The following is a 17,365-nucleotide window of genomic DNA, read 5'->3' on the forward strand; positions in this document are numbered from 1 at the left end:
AACCTCAATAATTTCTGATGCTTGTGAAAGCATTATGTAATTTGTTAGGGCACTTTTTACCCGCAGATTCTTCAACGCCTGAGTTTAAATCAAGGCCTAAGGCACCTTTAAAAAGCGCATCTTTAATATTGTCTGGATTTAAGCCTCCAGCGAGCATAAATGGTGTAGTTGCGCCGCTAAGCACCGACCAATCAAATGCTTTACCTGTACCGCCAGCTTGAGTGTCGCTATGTGTATCGTAAAGATGACGATCAACCCCATTTACAGGCGTTGGCAATGCATCTTTTATTGCCTGTGCTTTCCAAATTTCGCAGCCGGTTGGTAACTGTGTACGCAAAGCGGCGATGTAATCGTCACTTTCTTGACCATGTAATTGAACTGCCGCCAATTTTAGCACACTTGCGTATTGAGCAACTTGCTCAATTGGAGCATCGACAAACACACCAACAAAGTTAAGTAGTGCGCTTTGGCTCAGCTCTATTGCACAATCTAAATCGACATAGCGAGGCGATTTAGGATGAAAAATTAAACCACCATAAACAGCACCGTTTTGATATGCCGCTTGTGCATCTTGGCTACGTGTTAAACCACATACTTTATTGTCACCTAAAATAACACGGCGACATGCTTGCTCTAAATCACGCTCGCCCATAAGTGAGCTGCCAATTAAAAAGCCATCGCATAGAGGAGCTAAACGTTTTACGTCTTGATGGGTGTAAATACCCGATTCCGAAATAACCACTTTATCAGCCGGAATAAGCTTTCGTAGTTTTTCAGTAGTGGCTAAGTCGGTGCTTAAATCGCGTAAATCGCGGTTATTAATACCAATAATTTGTGCATCAAGCGCAAGTGCACGGTGTACTTCTTCTTCATTACTTACTTCGGTTAATACCGACATATTAAGTGAATCGGCAACAGCGTGCAGTGCCTTATAGCTCTCGTCATCGAGTACCGAAAGCATCAGTAATATAGCGTCACCGCCATAAATACGCGCCATATATACTTGGTACTCATCTATAAAAAAGTCTTTACAGATAAGCGGTTGTTCTACTTGGCTGCGCACAAATTCAAGATAGTCAAAACTGCCTTGAAAATATTTAGCATCAGTTAACACACTCATGCAGGTAGCATATTTTTTATAAACTGAAGTAATTTCAGTTAAATCAAAAGGCTCTCTAATTAACCCTTTTGAAGGCGATGCTTTTTTACACTCTAAAATAAACTGAGTGCCAGGTGCTGCAAGTGCTTTATAAAAACTACGGCTTGTAGGCACTGCAAGATGCTTAAAGCTTTCAAGCGGACGTGCAGCTTTTCTTTCAATTAGTTCTAATTTTTTATCAGCAACAATTTTGTCTAATACATTAGCCATTACTTACCTCAATAATTGCACTTAGTGTGTTCATGGCTTGCCCTGAACTTAATAATGTTTGTACTTGTTTTGCCCCTTCTTTTAACGTTTCTGCTTTACCTGTTAGGTATAAAAGGGCAGCGACGTTAACCACAATAGCAGCATTATGTGCATCTGTGCCTTTGCCTTGCAAGATGGCGAGGCTAGCATTTGCATTGTATTGTGGGCCTTCACCAGCGAGTTGTTCAAGTGAATAGTTTGCAAGGTCGAAGTCGATTGGGTTTAGTGTGTACTGCGTAATCTCGCCATTATTTAGCTCAACTACCGTTGTTGGGCCGTGTAGGGCTATTTCGTCAGTGCCCGAGCCGTGAACAATCATAGCGCGCTTTGTGCCAAGGGTTTTAAGTGTTTGTGCCATTGGCATACACAACGCTTCGTTATAGACGCCGAGTAATTGCACTTCAGGTGCTGCAGGGTTAGCAAGCGGACCTAAAATATTAAAAATAGTGCGTGTTTTAAGCGATGTTCGTACGCCCATCGCATGGCGTACGCCACTGTGATAGTGCGGTGCAAACAAAAAGGTAAAATTGGTTTGCTCAAGACATTTTGCTGCTTGCTCTGGGCTCATATCTATATTAATGCCCAGGGCTTTGAGTAAATCGGCTGAGCCTGAATTACTCGATACACTGCGATTACCATGTTTTACCATGTTAATACCAGCAGCAGCGGCAACAATTGCAGCCGTTGTACTTATATTAATTGTGTTTGAGCCATCGCCACCAGTGCCACAGCTATCGGCAAGTTGCGTACTGCTGGTAGTAAAAGCAACGGCGTTTTCGCGCATTGAGGCTGCAGCGCCTGCAATCTCGTCGCTTACTTCGCCTTTAATTTTAAGGCTTATAAGTAGGGCGGTTAGCTCAATTTCACTCATGTTACCTTGCATTATTTCATCAAAAAGCGCTTTGGCGTCTGCGTAGCTTAATGATTGCCCCGTAATTAGTTGCTCAATAGCGTGTTGAACATTTATGGGTTGTTCTGGTTGTGTACTCATAATGTCCTCTTTTATTTAGCGCGTGTTAAGTAAGCGACACTTTGCTGAAGTAGCATTGCGCCGTTTGGCGTTAGTATTGATTCTGGATGAAACTGGTAACCCAATGCGTTGTCATCATGATGATAAATAGCCATAGGGATATCTTCGTACTGGGCAATAACCTCAATATTATCAGGCACTTTTGTTGCCATTAATGAATGGTAACGTGCCACAGGCATTGTATTTCCCATACCATCAAATACAGGGTGCTCGCCTAAATTAATAATTGAAGACTTACCATGTACGGTTTCACCCGCGTGACCGATTACTCCACCGTAACTTTGTGTTAATGCTTGTTGGCCTAAACAAATGCCTAGCATTGGGAAGTGGCCTTTAGAGAGCTCAATAAGCTCCATTAAACAGCCAGCATCGCTTGGTGTTCCAGGGCCTGGCGAAAGTACTAATAGCACTTGGCCTTGCTCTTGGCGCATTTTGTTAAAAATAACCTCAGCGCTAATGTTGTTTCTGTAAACAACCAGTTCGCAGCCAAGCATCGTTAGCTCATCAACAAGGTTATATGTAAATGAGTCAAAGTTATCTAAAAAATAGATTTTAATAGGATTTACTTTGCTCATTTTATACCGCCTTATACGTAGATTTTATGGCGGTGATAACCGCTTGTGCTTTAGCGCGAGTTTCGTTTGCTTCTGAAATAGGATCTGAGTCAAACACCACACCGGCACCGGCTTGCACATACGCTTTATTATTTTTAACAAAAGCTGAGCGAATAACAATACAGCTATCCATTGCGCCATCACCGGTTAAGTAACCTACTGCGCCGCCATAGCTGCCACGGCGTTTACCTTCAGTTTGACGAACAAGCTCAGCAGCACGAACCTTTGGTGCACCAACAAGCGTGCCCATGTTCATACACGCTTGGTACGCATGCAGTGCATCAAGCTCGGGTTTTAGTGTGCCAACAACGCGTGACACTAAATGCATTACTTGTGAATAGCGGTCTACTTTTAATAGCTCTTTGGCAAAACGAGTACCTGCAACACTAATACGTGCTACGTCGTTACGGGCTAAATCGACAAGCATTAAATGCTCGGCGCGCTCTTTTTGATCGTTTCTAAGTTCAAGTTCAATGCGGCTGTCTAGGTCTGGGTTTATTTGCCCATTAGCAAATTTGCCACGTGGGCGAGTGCCAGCAATTGGGTATACTTCAACTTGCTGAGATTGCACTGTGTATTTAAGTGCTGATTCAGGCGATGCGCCAAATAAAGCAAAGTCTTCATCGCGCATATAAAACATATACGGACTTGGGTTTTGCTTTTTAAGCTGGCTATAAGCATGCAAAGCGTCAGGACAAGGTAGTGAAAATGTACGCGATGGCACTACCTGAAAAATATCACCGTCTACAATATTCTTTTTAAGCTTAACCACTTGCTCGCAGTAAGTGTCATCGTCAATATCAACGCTTACCTCACATTCGCCACTTTGCATATCCGCACTAAATTCTGAAGCGTTATCGCACAGCGTATTTAAGCGCTCTAGCTCTTTACCTACTTCAAAGCAGTTAGCGTGTACGTCTGGGCCGTTAAATACATTACCAATGAGTTCGGTTGTTTGTTTTTGATGATCAATAACAACTAAGGTTTCGGCTAAATAAAATACGTAATCTGGGCAGGTGTTTTCGCCATCAGGTACATCACTTAACTGCTCAAAGTTTGCTACCATATCGTAGGCAAATACACCGCCTAAAAATAACGAAAATGGATTGTTAGTTGTGCTTTTAATACTGTTAATACAAGTTCTCAGAGCGCTAAATGCGTTATCTGCAATTAGTTTACTCGCTTCGTCAGTATCGCCGCTAGTGTCTAAATAACACAGGGTAAGTGTTGCGCCGTCTAAAGTGGCATCACAGCTTTTAACATTTGCCTGCAAGTAGCTTAGAAGCTGTTGCCCATTATTAGATTGAGCAGTAATAGTAACTGTTTTACCTTGGCATACGATGCGCAGGGCACAGTCGACTAAAATTAAACTTTTAACACTGTCTTTAGAATCAATCTCAGCCGATTCAAGCAGTAGTGAGTTAGGCTTATCAAGTGCCGCGTATAATGCAAGAGGACTACTAATATAGTCGCGTACTTGCGTAATGCTTGTTACTTCGCCTGGTGTGGTAGTTATATGACTAAAAATCAAACCTCATTCCCTCAAAAAATTAAACCCCGCAATGCTTTAGCAATGCGGGGTTTGAATAACGATATCTAAATTACAAACAGATCATTACCGTCCCGCTATATCAGGCGCCACCACCAACGATGTGTAAGAGTAAGACCGTTATTCATGTTTTTCTGCCTCAAAATTTATTAAATATTTTTAACGTATACGTTTCGTAAAATTTAGTTATAAAAAAACCCGCATAGTTGCGGGTTTTGAATTTTTGTTAGACACGACAATTCATCACCCGATAATTACGAGTGCCACCACCAAATAGTGTTTAAGTTTGAATTGATCATTATTGTTAATTCTAATGTGTCTGAAAGTGGCTACAGTAAAACGTATCTTATGCTTTTGTGTCAAGTGTTTATTTAAAACAATTTAGTCAAAAAAGTTGTTATACTTACATAAACACCAGTAACCCTTAATTTTAAGCAGTTTTCTTTTGATAAAATATGATTTACATAGCCATACCACACATTCAGACGGGCGTTTAACGGTTGAAGAATTATTGCATCGCGCTGTTGATAAAAATATTGATGTGTTTGCTATTACCGATCATGACACTGTGGCGGCTATTAAGCCTGCGCAGCAACTTATTGAAGCAGAAAACTTACCGCTTTCATTAATAACGGGTACCGAAGTGTCTACTAAATGGGAAAGCTTCGAAATTCATATTGTAGGTTTAAATATTGATATTAATAATATTGACCTTACCTCTTTATTATCAGCTCAGCAGCAAAAGCGAGAAGAGCGTGCACTAGAGATTGGTGTTCGCCTTGCAAAAAATGGCTTTGATGGCATTTACGAGCAAGCTAAAGAGCTGGCAAAAGACGCGCAAATAACGCGTGCACATTTTGCACGCGCCCTTATTGAGCGCGGTGTTGCTAAAAATTTCCCGGGTGTTTTTAAAAAGTACTTAGGGCGTGGCAAAACAGGCTACGTACCAAGTTGCTGGTGCACCATGCAAACCGCTATTGAGGCCATACATGCCGCTGGTGGTGTTGCTGTACTTGCGCATCCAAGTAGCTATCAAATGTCAAACAAGTGGCTACGCAAATTATTAGTAGAATTTAAAAGTGTAGGAGGGGACGCAATGGAAGTTGCACAACCTCAACAGGCGCCAAGCGAACGTCAATTTTTAGGTGAACTCAGCCGTGAGTACGAACTACTTTGCTCTCAAGGGTCTGATTTTCATTTTCCGACAAGCTATTTAGAGCTTGGCAAAAATTTATACCTACCAAAAGACTGCCAAGGTGTTTGGCAAGCTTGGGAAGGAGAAGAAGGGGCATTAACATGAGTCAATTATTTCATATTCATCCTGATAACCCGCAACCGAGACTAATTAGTCAAGCCGTTGATATTATTAAACAAGGCGGCGTTGTTGTTTACCCTACAGATTCGGGCTACGCCATCGGTTGTAACATTGGTAATAAGCAAGCCAAAGAGCGCATAGAGCGTATTCGTGGTATTGAAAAAAACGATAATTTTACGCTAGTTTGTCGTGATTTATCGGAGTTATCTACTTATGCACGCGTAGATAACCAGCTATTTAGACTCATTAAAAATAATACGCCAGGGCCATATACCTTTATTTTTAAAGGCACAAAAGAAGTCCCTAAACGTTTATTAAACGACAAGAAAAAAACCATTGGCATGCGTGTAATTGAACACCCAATAGCCTGTGCGTTACTTGCCGAACTTGGTGAGCCGTTAATGTCGTGTTCTTTAATTTTACCAGGTGAGCAGTTTACAGAATCAGATCCTGATGAAATATTAGAGCGATTAGATAAACACGTTGATTTAATTATTCACGGTGGCCACTTAGCCGAGCAAGCAACCACGGTAATCGATTTGTCGGAAGATGAAATTAAGATTTTGCGTGTTGGCTGTGGTGATACAAGCCCGTTTGAGTAATAGCGAGTGAGCGAAAGCACTGCGAATACAAAAAATAGTGAAAAGCCAGTGCAGCAAAAGCTGCCACTGGCTTTTTTGCATGGTAAAGCGGTTGTAGACAAACCAGAAGATTTATACATTCCACCTGACGCGCTCGAAATAATATTAGAAACCTTTGAAGGCCCGCTCGATTTACTGCTCTATTTAATTAAAAAGCATAAGCTTGATGTGCTCGAACTTTCTATTTTTAGTATTACAGAGCAGTACGTAAGTTACGTTGAAATGATGACCGAGTTTCAACTCGAACTTGCTGGCGAATATTTAGTAATGGCTGCGTTACTTGCGCAAATTAAGTCGCGCTTATTACTCCCTGTACACGAAGAGCTTGAAGAGGAGGAGGAAGATCCTCGCGCAGAGCTTATTAAACGCCTGCAAGAGTATGAGCTGTTTAAACAAGCCGCCGAAAACCTCGACGATATTCCTCGTGTTGGTCGTGATATTTTTATAGCGCATGCCGCTATGCCAATAAGTGAAGATACAAGTCAAAATCTCCCCGATATTGAACTTAAAGACTTAATGCTGGCGCTGAGTGATGTAATGGCGCGTGCAAAAACCTTTGAGCATCATCAAATTACTGCTGAAGTACTCTCAACCCGAGAGAGAATGAGCCAAATATTACAGCAACTATCGCAAGCAAACTCGGCAGTGGTATTTAATGCGCTTTTTACCCCAAATGAAGGGCGAAGTGGTGTAGTGGTTAGTTTTATAGCTATGCTTGAGCTCATTAAAGAAGGGCTTGTTACCTGTTTGCAAGTGAGCCCTGAGAGCTTAATTTATGTCAGCTTAAGCGAACAATCCACCCTATAAAACTATCTGTTTAATCCTCAACTTCTAAAACTAACTTTAATTATCAAAGTTCTGTGCGTATACGCACGTAAAGTGTTTGTAAATGTTATTTTCATTTATGGCTGTGCACTATATTGTAACGTCATAGCATTATAGGAAGTTACACATGTTTAAAAATACACCTTCATCTTACGGACTTGTCGCTATTATTTTACATTGGCTCATGGCGCTGACTATTTTTGGCCTGTTTGGTTTAGGTTTATATATGGTTGAGCTTACTTATTACGATAGCTGGTATAAAGGTTCACTCGATTTACATAAGAGTATTGGTATTACGCTTGTGGCCGTATTTTTATTTAGAATTTTATGGCGTGCTTTATCTACACAACCTAAACCATTAGGTGAAAGTAAAGGCATGAACCAATTAGCGCATACGGCGCATATTGCTATGTATATTATTTTGGCTGTTATTGTTGTTGCAGGGTATTTAATATCAACCGCAGACGGGCGTCCAATAGAAGTATTTACTTTATTTAATGTATCAGCGCTTGATTTTGCCTTTGATGACCAAGCCGATATTGCAGGAAAAGTACATTATTACGGCGCGTGCACATTAATCGGGTTTGCAGTATTGCATGCACTAGGGGCGTTAAAACATCACTTTATCGATAAAGATAAAACCTTAATTAGAATGATCAAACCATCAAAGGATGATTAAAATGAAAAAATTATTAGTAAGCACAGCCGTTTCGGCTGCAATGATGTTATCGGCAACAGCCGCCAATGCAGCTGATTATGTAATTGATACGAAAGGCGGGCATGCGTCTGTTAACTTTAAAATTAAACACTTAGGCTACAGCTGGTTATATGGTCGTTTTAATACTTTTGACGGCACATTTAGTTACGATGCTAAAAACCCTGATGCGTCAAAAATTATGGTAAACATTGATACCACAAGCCTTGACTCTAACCATGCAGAGCGCGATAAGCATTTACATGGTAAAGATTTTTTAAATGTAGATAAATACCCAAAAGCGACATTTAAAAGCACGAGTATTAAATTTAATGAAGACGGCGAAGAGGCTGATGTAACCGGTGAGTTTACGCTGCACGGCGTAACAAACACTATTACTTTTGAAATAGATAAAGTGGGCGAAGGTAAAGATCCGTGGGGCGGCTACCGCGTAGGTTTTGAGGGCGAAACCAGCCTTAAACTTACCGATTACGGTATTGATTACAACTTAGGACCTGCATCTACCCATGTTGATATTATTTTATCAATAGAAGGCGTTCGTCAGTAATACCATTATTAAATATAAAAACGCCACTTACTGTGGCGTTTTTTTTGCTTAACAGAAACTCAGATTAAGCGACTTCGAATTTGCTTATTTTGCGCTATTAATACGTGACTGTAATAGCGGCCTTAAATGCTCGGGCAACCAGCGCATGAGTAAATCATTATAAGCCTGCATTTTTTTAATAACTTTAAGCTGCTCATTAAGAATAGCAATGTCTTTTGCGCCTTGCTCGTTTTTAGTACAACCAATAAAGCCATAACTGAGCGCTGGGGATTCGGTTAATGGACGCTGCGTTAAGTTCTCTTCAAAGTGCATTGATTTAGCTAAATAGTAATGCTCGCTTGGGTAACCCAGCAAAATATCAATTCGTTTCAGGTTAAGCATATATGTGAGGCTCGCTAGGCTATCGCGAGTGGGTCTAATTACTAAATCTATATTAGGCGTACTGTTTATCAATGTATCTATCTCTTGGCCATAAGAGCGGCTCATAGAGATCCCAAGAGTTAGTTTTTTATCTTGTATTAAATCTAATAGTGATACTTCTTTTGATTCCGCTATATTTAGCGCTTTGGCGAGTCTTTTGTGCATTGCTATTGAAGGCGAGAGGCCCGTTGTTGAGCTCTCCTCTGTAAAATAAATATGCTCTTTTCTGTAATCATTTTTATAAAGCGATAACGCACAAACATTATTTGAAGTATTAGATAGCTCTTGGATTACTTTACCTGAGGGGATAAGCATGCGGTTAAAGGTAATATTAGGAAGTTGTTTTTCAAGTAATGAAATTATGCTTTCGTCACGGCCTTGGTGTTGATATTGACCATTTAAAATATAATAGGGTGCAAAGTCGTGCGCTAGCCAGTTTATGGTTCTAGCATTGCCTATTGAGGTCAGACCGAAAAAAAGTAAGAAAGTTAAAAATATACGGAGCATTACAACAGCTGCCAGTAATTATTATTGTAAAACTATTGTAACCAATAAAGAGCTAAAAAGTAAAATGCCAGCAACGAGGCTGGCATAATATCTTATCAATAATTGCAATAATAAAAGGGCAATTAAAGTTATGTGTTGCTTAGTTAGCTTTTAGCCACTTAACAAACTGGCGTGCATCACTCGCTTTTTGAAACAATGCATTTTTTAAACCTTGTGTATCACTAAAGATTACACGATGTTTGTTTACTGAAATTGATTGCACTGGATGTGCGATTTGGATCATAGACCCATTATATTTATAAGACATAATAAAACTCACTTTATTCTTGTTATTTATTCTGCGCTATATTTTTATAGCAAATTGCAGTTAATAAATTAACGATGTTGTGTTTAGCTTCATTACAGTGTTGACGATCTTTATGACACTTTTGCGATGATAGTAAAAAATCATCTCGGTATTATTCAAGGGGTTCTCGCCGTACAATAACTTAGCTTTCAAATATACGTTTTGCGGGGCTTACTGGATCAGGGTAAATGGTTAACCGCGGCGGTTTCTTTAAACCAGAGAGGGAAGGTAACTTATATATAAATTGTGTGCAAGCTATTTTTGTAAAAATATTTATAATAAATCTTATCAACTGCTTACAAAGCCCATTTTTAGTTACCAAAGGATAAGTATGAATTACCTAATAGTGAGTGATATTTATGGTTTAACCCCTGCTTTAAGGAGGTTATCACACGCAATTAGTTCAAATTTAGTGATTGTTGACCCTTACAATAACAAGTTTCAAGCTATTGAAAGTGAACAAGATAGTTACAACAATTTTATACAGCAGTGTGGCCATGATAAATACACCGACAAAGTTCAAAAATGCTTTGAGAGTTTAAAATTGCCAACGACGTGTATTGCTTTTAGTGCAGGGGCAAGTGCAGCATGGCGGGCACAGTTATTAACAGGCAATACACACCTTAAAAAGTTAATTGGCTTTTATCCGTCGCAAATTAGACATAATTTAAATTTAAGTGCAAAAGTATCCTGTGAGTTCATATTTCCAGCAAGTGAGAGTCACTTTAATGTTGATGAAGTTATTAAAGCTTTAAGCACCAAAGCGGATGTTAAGTGCTATAAAACCAATTTTTTGCATGGTTTTATGAACGAGTACTCAACCAATTTTAATGCGCACGGGCTTGTTGAATATAGTAACTATATAAAACAGATATATAAAACAGAGCAGCCGTTAAAGCGTGTTTAGCTGCTCTTTACTAATATCAGGAAAATCGGTGCGGGTATTATATTTTGCATACAGCGTTGTAAAAACGCTACTACCGGATAGCTTATCTAACTCTTTTATAAAGGTTTTCGCACTAGATCGAGCGGGTCTACAGCATACTTGATACTGTTTTATTATACCCGCGACAGATAAACCTTGTTTTTGTAGCTCCAAATCGGCCTGTGCAAAAAAAGCCGCACCCGTCCAATAAACACGTTGCTGGGCTCGTTGTTTCCACATATCGGCAGAGAGCTCATTAAGTGGCTGTGTTTTAGTTTTAGTTTGCAGGCGGGCACGATCAAATCCAGCATTTAAACGTTGTACAAATTGCGGCTGGGTAATTATACCGCTGTCACGCATTATTACGTTTTGCATATAACTGGCAAAACCCTCGCTTAGCCAAAAACCGGAGTAGGGAAGTAGCGGCAAATATAAATGCGAAAGTTCATGGTATAGCGTCCAATCTTTAGTGAATGCATTTAAACTGGCATAGCGATCTATATGTAGTTCAAGCCCATCGGGGTTATTACGCTTAACTGTAGCCCAAGGTACAGGCTCAAAAGCAAAGTATTGCGGTTTTAAATAAATAGGCAATGTGGTTTGTTTTAAAGGTCCCAGTGTATTTTGTGTTTTTTCAACACTTTGATTAACCCATGTAGACACCGTATTTTGAGCATTACTTGAGAGCGAGCTAAGGTTATGTATGACTACTTCAACGGCTAATACGTTAAAAGAGCTGATTGATAGTAGCAGTACAAAAAAGAATTTCATTAAAATGCTCCACTGTAATTTAATAATTGGTACGAAAATCTTAATATACAAGACCAACTAAATGGATAAATAATCACGCCTAATTCTTTATTTTTTAAAATGATAGTAACTATAAAAGTACAAATACAGACACTCCTAGCTAAGCATGGTTTAATCAATTAATCGTTATTTTAAGTTAGGTTTAGCCATGACGTATCAGCATATTCAAGTTCCTGAGTACGGACAAAATATCACTATTGATGCACAAGGACACTGGCAAATACCGTTAGAACCTATCATTGCTTTTATTGATGGCGATGGCGTGGGTCTAGATGTTATGCCGGTAATGCGCCATGTTGTTGATAGTGCAATTGAGCATTGTTATAAAAGCGCACGGAAAATTCATTGGATGCAGGTTTATAATGGCGAGCAGGCCGCAAAACTGTATGACGGTGATTGGTTTCCACAAGAAACAATTAACGCGGTACGTGCCTGTAAAATTGCCATAAAAGGGCCGTTAACCACACCACTAGGTGGTGGTTTTCGATCTCTTAATGTCGCACTCAGGCAAGAAATGGATTTGTTTGTAAATATGCGCACTATAAAAGGTTTTAGTGCACTCCCTTCTCCTTTAAAAAACCCTTTTTTAACAAACATAACAGTGCTTCGTGATAGTAGCGAAGACGTGTACTCAGGTATTGAGTGGCAAGCAGGCAGTGTAGAAAGCGAAAAAATGCTCGATTTTTTATGTGAGGAAATGGGCGTAACCCGCCTAAGGTTTTCACAAGAGTGCGGAATTGGTATTAAAAATATATCTAAAGAAGGCTCTGAGCGACTAATGCGCTTTGCAATTAACTATGCACTTAAAAACGATAGTGAATCATTAACGCTAGTACACAAAGGTAATGTACTTAAATTTACCGATGGTGCATTTAAGCGTTGGGGGTTTGCACTTGCACAAAACGAGTTTAATGCCACTGCACATGAAAATGGGCGTTGGTTGCAAATAGAGCGAGCACACCAAGCGCCCTTAATTATTAAAGAAGTCATAGCTGACAACATGCTGCAACAATGTTTAATGCATCCAGAGCAATTTGATGTAGTGGTGACTACTAACCAAAATGGTGACTTTTTAGCGGATATGCTCAGTGCACAAGTTGGTGGTGTTGGCATAATGCCTGCTGCAAATTTAAATAACGATGTCGCATTTTTTGAGCCTACACACGGCACGTTTGAACGTATAGCAGGGCAAAATAAAGCAAACCCAAGTAGCAGTATTTTAAGTGCGGTATTAATGCTTAAATTTATGGGATGGGACGAGGCCGCATTACTCATAGAAAATGCGTTAGAGCAAACATTTAAAAGCGGTGAAGTAACCTTTGATTTAGCGCAAGAGCAGAGCGATAACTCAAGTATTCATAACTCGACAACCTTAACTTGTACTGGCTTTGCAAAGAAGGTTATCGAGCACTTTTAAATACATTCATTATTAAGCTGCTGAGGCAGTTTTTACTCTGTGCATACAAGGGCGGTTGGTTAACTGCGCTGCACGATGGTAAATCTCATGTGCTTGGGGTTCATCGCACTGTGTACCACTAAGCGTATCCATTAACGCAACAACAATAATTGCAGGAACTTGGCAGCAATATTCGTCTAAAACGGCTTCCGTAGTTTGTGCATCAACATGGCAAAGTGGATGATTTTTAAGTTGGTATGCATTTAATAATGTATCAACTTCTAATACATCATCTGGTTGATGTTTTGTTTTACGGCATTTACAACCAAACTCATCAACTAAAGTAGCTAACGCTTGGTAAGTTTCAGTGGTGTTAGCTTTAGTGCATAACTGCTCTTCGATGAACTGATGTAAGTTAGCATCGATGAATAATCCGTCTTGGCGTGTGAAAGAAGCTGTTGTCATAATAATTACTCTTAGTTTGTTGGCTTAACTTCACTCTAGCGCTAAGTGTATTATTAATAAAATTGTTGTTTTCAATAACTGATATTGATTTTATCAATAGTAAGTTTAAAAACTAAATAAAAAATAGAAAACATATCTAAATAATACTAATTAATTTGGTGCAATGCGGTGAAAGTGTGCACAAAACTGGAACAAGGGGAGGAGTTAAGGAATAAAGAAGGAATTTTAGTTAATTGTTTTTATTGAATTTTAATTATTTTATGAAGTTGGTACTAAGCTTGCTAATAATACGCTGTAGGTAGATTCCTATATCGACGATTTCCAAAAGCGCCACGGTATTTTCCCAAAGTTGAATACCGTGGCGCTTTTTTATTTTTCGCGTGTATTTTATTTAGCCGTCACAATAGCAATAACAATAGTAATGTTAAATTTTAATAAAGTAGGGAATAGCCACTAAAATAGCGCCTACAATCAGCAGCATACTAACACTGGTCATAAAGTACGGAAAAACCAATAACGACAAACCAATACAAAGTGGCACTACGGCTTTTTTTCTTCGCCCGTAAGTAAGGTAGCCAATACCTATGCCGCCAAACAAAACACTCCACGCAATTATTGATGCACTATCCATTTTTTCTCCATTTGAAGTTATTGTATAAAACTGAGCTTGTTCGAAACTTATAACTCAACATATCTGTATTTAATTTATCTATCTGCAATCGTTTTAGCAAACGCTAATAACTCACGTCTTAACCATTGGTGTGCAGGGGCATGGTGCAGCAGTGGGCTCCATATCATTTTTACTTCAATAGGCACTATTTGAAATGGTACAGGGCTGATTACTAAATCAGTATGAGAGGTTAACAATTTAGCCTGCCTTCGCGGTAGGGTGGCAATAAGTTGCTCTGATTGGCAAAGCAGGCTTGCGACCATGTAGTGGCGAGTAAAAACACGTATTTTACGGGTTTGCTCTAGTTGCCAAAGCGCTTCGTCTACCCAGCCTAATTTTTGCTTTCCCGATTTATTAGTAACAGCGGCCTCCGGCCCCCAACCTGCACGGTTTACCCAAATATGTTCTTTTTGTAAGTAGTCGTCTAACCCTGAATGTTGTAAAAATGTATTTTTAGGATGCGTTAAACAACAGTAGTTATCGCGCCAAACACTGGCCTGATGAAACGAGCGAGGGAGACCGTTAAAGCGGTTTATAGCTAAATCAATAGTGCCTTTTTCCATATCTTGTAGGTTTACGTCGCTTGGGCTCAATACATCAAAATTAATACCGGGGTTTTTACTAAGCTGCGCCGTTATAAAAGGGGCTATTAAGGTCGACTCTATATAGTCGTTTGCCATTATTCTAAACGTAACTTCAGCGGTTGTAGGGTTAAACTGCTCACTAGGCTGCGTAATAGCTTCAGCCATTTTTAATAGGGCCTCAACTTCAGGCTTTAATGCAAGTGCCTTTGCCGTTGGCGTCATAGAGCCTGCGGCACGCACAAGTAGCGGATCGTCAAATAAATCGCGCAAACGTTTTAGCGCATTACTCATAGCCGGTTGCGTAAGAGCAAGTTTATTTGCAGCTTTTGACACACTTTTTTCATCTATTAACACATTTAAATAAACGAGAAGGTTAAGATCGACATTTCTTATATTCATATGGGCGTGTTGGCCTTTCAGGGTTGAAATTTGTTCAATCTAGGGGCGATTTAATCGCGGCGCGAGGTTTGCCACCTAGTGGGCTAAGTAAAAATCGAGCAACAAAGAGTTAATTGTCCCTAGAAAGAACCCTATGGGCAGTGTGTATTTGGCCTTTATACAGCGTTAAAGTACATTTATGGGGAGTCACAACACTACATGTACTTTGCCTTGCTTAAAAACCAAATACACGGCTGCAAAATTAACCTCGAAAGGTCAATACGCCCAATAAATTCTATTTATATGCTTTATTAATTATCTAAATTAAAGCCTGCTTGCTAAGGTGTAAACCATTAATAAAAAATAACCGCCATAACTGGCATCAATATAAGTGCTGTATTTATGCAAAATAAGCTAACAAATCAATCTAATAATGCGCTACAACACGTTGTAGCCAGTAAGCTTGCACGATCTGTTTTTGCTGGATTTGAGGCGATGTTTTCGCAATTTTTAAATATTACACTGGGTGCACAAAGCCGTTTTGAACAACGACAGTATCACAGTGTACAAAGTGCTATGCGTGAACGTTTACAGGTGTATGAGCGCGAAGTTAAAAACGTGAGTGAAGCCGTCAGAGTTATTGCTTATGCTGAACTTACTTGCCCGCAAACGTGGCAGTTAGCTAAAAATATTTACGGCGATATGGTAGAAAATCACGAAAATAAACCTATTGCGCATACCTTTTTTAACTCAACGTTTGGCGCAATTTGGGACGATAAAAAAATTCGTACTGTGCATTTGTTTGTATTAAAAGCAAAGTATCGTAGTGAGCCGCGCTCTTATGAAAGCTTAGTGAGCAGGGTATCGCTACATAATGGGTTTAATAACGCCGTTAAAACGCTTATCACTAATCAAGTATTTAGAGTGCCGTTTAGTCATTTAGAACGCGATGTAGCCACATTACAAAGTACGTTAATGCAAGGCGCTAAGCAGCAATGCAAACAGGTGTACGAACTTATAAATTTAAACGATGGGTATATTGAATACGCCAACTCATTATTTTTTAGAAACAAAGCCTGTTATTTAATTGGGCGCTGCATTGCTAAAAATGGCGACAATATGCCTTTTGCTATCGCTATTTTAAATACCGATGAGGGATTAAAGCTTGATGCTGTAATGATGGGCGCCGATCAATTAAGTTTATTATTTGGTTTTGCACGCACCTATTTTATGGTTGATACCGATAAGCCCGCTCGTTATGTAGATTACTTAAGTGTGTTAATGCCACATAAACAACGCTTTGAGTTATTTAACGCCATTGGTTTTATAAAGCACGCCAAAACTGAGTTTTATCGGCACAAGGTTGATACGACTAAAAATAGCCCAGCCAACTTCAAGTATGTTACAGCACCAGGGACGCCGGGTATGGTAATGCTGGTATTTACTATTGAAGGGCTAGATTACGTTTATAAAGTAATTAAAGACAAATTTAGTGCGCCAAAAACAGCCACCAAAGCACAAGTGAAAGAAAAGTATAACTTTGTAAAACAAGCCGATAGGGTTGGTCGTTTGGTAGACACACACGAATTTAGATATTTAGCGTTTGATTTAAGCCGTTTTAGCGACGAGCTGCTTGAGCAGATGAAAAGCCAAATTGGTAGCAGCATGGTTATATCTGGCAAGGCACTTATTTTAAAGCACGTTTATGTTGAGCGTAAAATGACCCCGCTTAATTTATATATTACCCAATGCGATAACAAAACCTTAGAGAGAGTTATGCATGATTACGGTAAAGCAATTAAAGAATTAGCCGGTGCTAATATATTTCCGGGCGACATGCTAATGAAAAACTTTGGCGTAACGCGATGGGGGCGAGTTGTGTTTTACGACTTTGACGAAATTTGCCCACTAACCGATTGCAACTTTAGAGAGGTGCCACAAACCCAAAATGCACTTGAAGAGCTAAGTAGTAACTCGTATTTTGATATAGCTGAAAACGATATATTTCCGAGCCAATTTAATGTGTTTTTTAGCGCCAACGAGATTGCGTTTAATTATTTTAATAATGAGCACAGTAACTTGTTTTTAGCGACGTTTTGGCAAGGTTGTCAGCAACAAGTACACAATGGTTTTCTACCCGATGTTTATCCTTACAAACAAAGTTGGCGCTTTTGAGGTTGTTTGAATCTGTGTTCATCCCCATCTATATGTTATTACAGT

18 protein-coding genes are annotated in these 17,365 nt (G+C 39.4%); 8 read left to right on the top strand and 10 right to left on the bottom strand.

Annotated features, from left to right (window positions below):
* Positions 1 to 4: 4 nt before the first annotated feature.
* Genes trpCF through I6F43_RS08725 form a run of 4 tightly spaced genes read right to left on the bottom strand, consistent with a single transcriptional unit; the run spans position 5 to position 4,583 of the window.
* Positions 5 to 1,369, bottom strand: coding sequence for a bifunctional indole-3-glycerol-phosphate synthase TrpC/phosphoribosylanthranilate isomerase TrpF (gene trpCF, locus I6F43_RS08710; RefSeq protein ID WP_197101904.1), 1,365 nt, complete (start codon positions 1,367 to 1,369; stop codon positions 5 to 7).
* A complete protein-coding gene (gene trpD / locus I6F43_RS08715; RefSeq protein WP_197101906.1) occupies positions 1,362 to 2,399 on the bottom strand; it encodes an anthranilate phosphoribosyltransferase in 1,038 nt (345 codons plus the stop codon). Before trpD ends, trpCF begins: the two co-directional genes overlap by 8 nt.
* 11 nt (positions 2,400 to 2,410) lie before the next feature.
* The gene (locus I6F43_RS08720; RefSeq protein WP_197101908.1) at positions 2,411 to 3,013 is read right to left on the bottom strand and encodes an aminodeoxychorismate/anthranilate synthase component II; all 603 of its coding nucleotides are present in this window, start codon (positions 3,011 to 3,013) and stop codon (positions 2,411 to 2,413) included.
* Between the two features lies 1 nt (position 3,014).
* Entirely contained in the window at positions 3,015 to 4,583 is a 1,569-nt protein-coding gene (locus I6F43_RS08725; RefSeq protein WP_007582499.1) for an anthranilate synthase component 1, read from the bottom strand.
* A 463-nt stretch (positions 4,584 to 5,046) separates the two neighbouring features.
* On the opposite strand from I6F43_RS08725, the gene rnm reads away from it, so the two are divergent.
* The 5 genes from rnm (at position 5,047) to I6F43_RS08750 (ending at position 8,644) form a co-directional block, all read left to right on the top strand.
* Complete coding sequence (gene rnm, locus I6F43_RS08730) at positions 5,047 to 5,901, top strand: RNase RNM (protein WP_165721487.1); 855 nt, start codon at positions 5,047 to 5,049, stop codon at positions 5,899 to 5,901.
* Positions 5,898 to 6,518, top strand: a complete 621-nt coding sequence (locus I6F43_RS08735; RefSeq protein ID WP_008169353.1) for an L-threonylcarbamoyladenylate synthase — start codon at positions 5,898 to 5,900, stop codon at positions 6,516 to 6,518. The genes rnm and I6F43_RS08735 overlap by 4 nt, the downstream gene beginning before the upstream one ends.
* A 6-nt stretch (positions 6,519 to 6,524) precedes the next feature.
* Positions 6,525 to 7,364, top strand: coding sequence for a segregation and condensation protein A (locus I6F43_RS08740; RefSeq protein WP_197101910.1), 840 nt, complete (start codon positions 6,525 to 6,527; stop codon positions 7,362 to 7,364).
* A 145-nt stretch (positions 7,365 to 7,509) separates the two neighbouring features.
* Entirely contained in the window at positions 7,510 to 8,061 is a 552-nt protein-coding gene (locus tag I6F43_RS08745) for a cytochrome b (RefSeq protein ID WP_197101912.1), read from the top strand.
* 1 nt (position 8,062) lies between these two features.
* Positions 8,063 to 8,644 carry a YceI family protein gene (locus I6F43_RS08750; RefSeq protein WP_197101914.1) on the top strand — a complete coding sequence of 194 codons (582 nt, stop codon included), beginning with the start codon at positions 8,063 to 8,065 and terminating at the stop codon, positions 8,642 to 8,644.
* Positions 8,645 to 8,728: 84 nt separating this feature from the next.
* Here the strand turns inward: I6F43_RS08750 and I6F43_RS08755 are convergent, their stop codons facing one another.
* Together I6F43_RS08755 and I6F43_RS08760 are read right to left on the bottom strand one after the other, a co-directional pair.
* Positions 8,729 to 9,571 carry a transporter substrate-binding domain-containing protein gene (locus tag I6F43_RS08755; RefSeq protein WP_165735348.1) on the bottom strand — a complete coding sequence of 281 codons (843 nt, stop codon included), beginning with the start codon at positions 9,569 to 9,571 and terminating at the stop codon, positions 8,729 to 8,731.
* A gap of 139 nt (positions 9,572 to 9,710) precedes the next feature.
* Positions 9,711 to 9,878: a hypothetical protein gene (locus I6F43_RS08760; RefSeq protein ID WP_002961566.1), complete on the bottom strand. Its 168-nt coding sequence runs from the start codon at positions 9,876 to 9,878 to the stop codon at positions 9,711 to 9,713.
* A 370-nt stretch (positions 9,879 to 10,248) separates the two neighbouring features.
* On the opposite strand from I6F43_RS08760, the gene I6F43_RS08765 reads away from it, so the two are divergent.
* Positions 10,249 to 10,824 carry a hypothetical protein gene (locus I6F43_RS08765; protein ID WP_197101916.1) on the top strand — a complete coding sequence of 192 codons (576 nt, stop codon included), beginning with the start codon at positions 10,249 to 10,251 and terminating at the stop codon, positions 10,822 to 10,824.
* Here I6F43_RS08765 and I6F43_RS08770 read toward each other — a convergent pair.
* Complete coding sequence (locus I6F43_RS08770; protein WP_197101918.1) at positions 10,810 to 11,613, bottom strand: M61 family metallopeptidase; 804 nt, start codon at positions 11,611 to 11,613, stop codon at positions 10,810 to 10,812. The two genes, I6F43_RS08765 and I6F43_RS08770, sit on opposite strands and share 15 nt — an antisense overlap.
* A 187-nt stretch (positions 11,614 to 11,800) precedes the next feature.
* Here I6F43_RS08770 and icd point away from each other — a divergent pair, with 187 nt between their 5' ends.
* Positions 11,801 to 13,069: an NADP-dependent isocitrate dehydrogenase gene (icd, locus tag I6F43_RS08775; RefSeq protein WP_197101920.1), complete on the top strand. Its 1,269-nt coding sequence runs from the start codon at positions 11,801 to 11,803 to the stop codon at positions 13,067 to 13,069.
* A 12-nt stretch (positions 13,070 to 13,081) separates the two neighbouring features.
* On the opposite strand, the gene I6F43_RS08780 is transcribed toward icd, so the two are convergent.
* The 3 genes from I6F43_RS08780 to I6F43_RS08790 all read right to left on the bottom strand — a co-directional run bounded on the left by I6F43_RS08780 (position 13,082) and on the right by I6F43_RS08790 (position 15,166).
* Positions 13,082 to 13,513, bottom strand: a complete 432-nt coding sequence (locus tag I6F43_RS08780) for a hypothetical protein (protein WP_010554222.1) — start codon at positions 13,511 to 13,513, stop codon at positions 13,082 to 13,084.
* A gap of 424 nt (positions 13,514 to 13,937) precedes the next feature.
* On the bottom strand, positions 13,938 to 14,144 hold the full coding sequence (locus I6F43_RS08785) for a hypothetical protein (protein ID WP_008169332.1): 207 nt from the start codon (positions 14,142 to 14,144) through the stop codon (positions 13,938 to 13,940).
* Positions 14,145 to 14,218: 74 nt separating this feature from the next.
* Entirely contained in the window at positions 14,219 to 15,166 is a 948-nt protein-coding gene (locus I6F43_RS08790) for a LysR family transcriptional regulator (protein ID WP_101216732.1), read from the bottom strand.
* Between the two features lie 381 nt (positions 15,167 to 15,547).
* On the opposite strand from I6F43_RS08790, the gene aceK reads away from it, so the two are divergent.
* Positions 15,548 to 17,320 (top strand): bifunctional isocitrate dehydrogenase kinase/phosphatase, encoded by a 1,773-nt coding sequence (gene aceK, locus I6F43_RS08795; protein WP_101216733.1) that lies wholly within the window; start codon positions 15,548 to 15,550, stop codon positions 17,318 to 17,320.
* Positions 17,321 to 17,365: the final 45 nt, after the last annotated feature.

Source organism: Pseudoalteromonas sp. NZS71_1, from assembly GCF_015864305.1.
GTDB classification, from domain to species: Bacteria; Pseudomonadota; Gammaproteobacteria; order Enterobacterales; family Alteromonadaceae; genus Pseudoalteromonas; species Pseudoalteromonas arctica.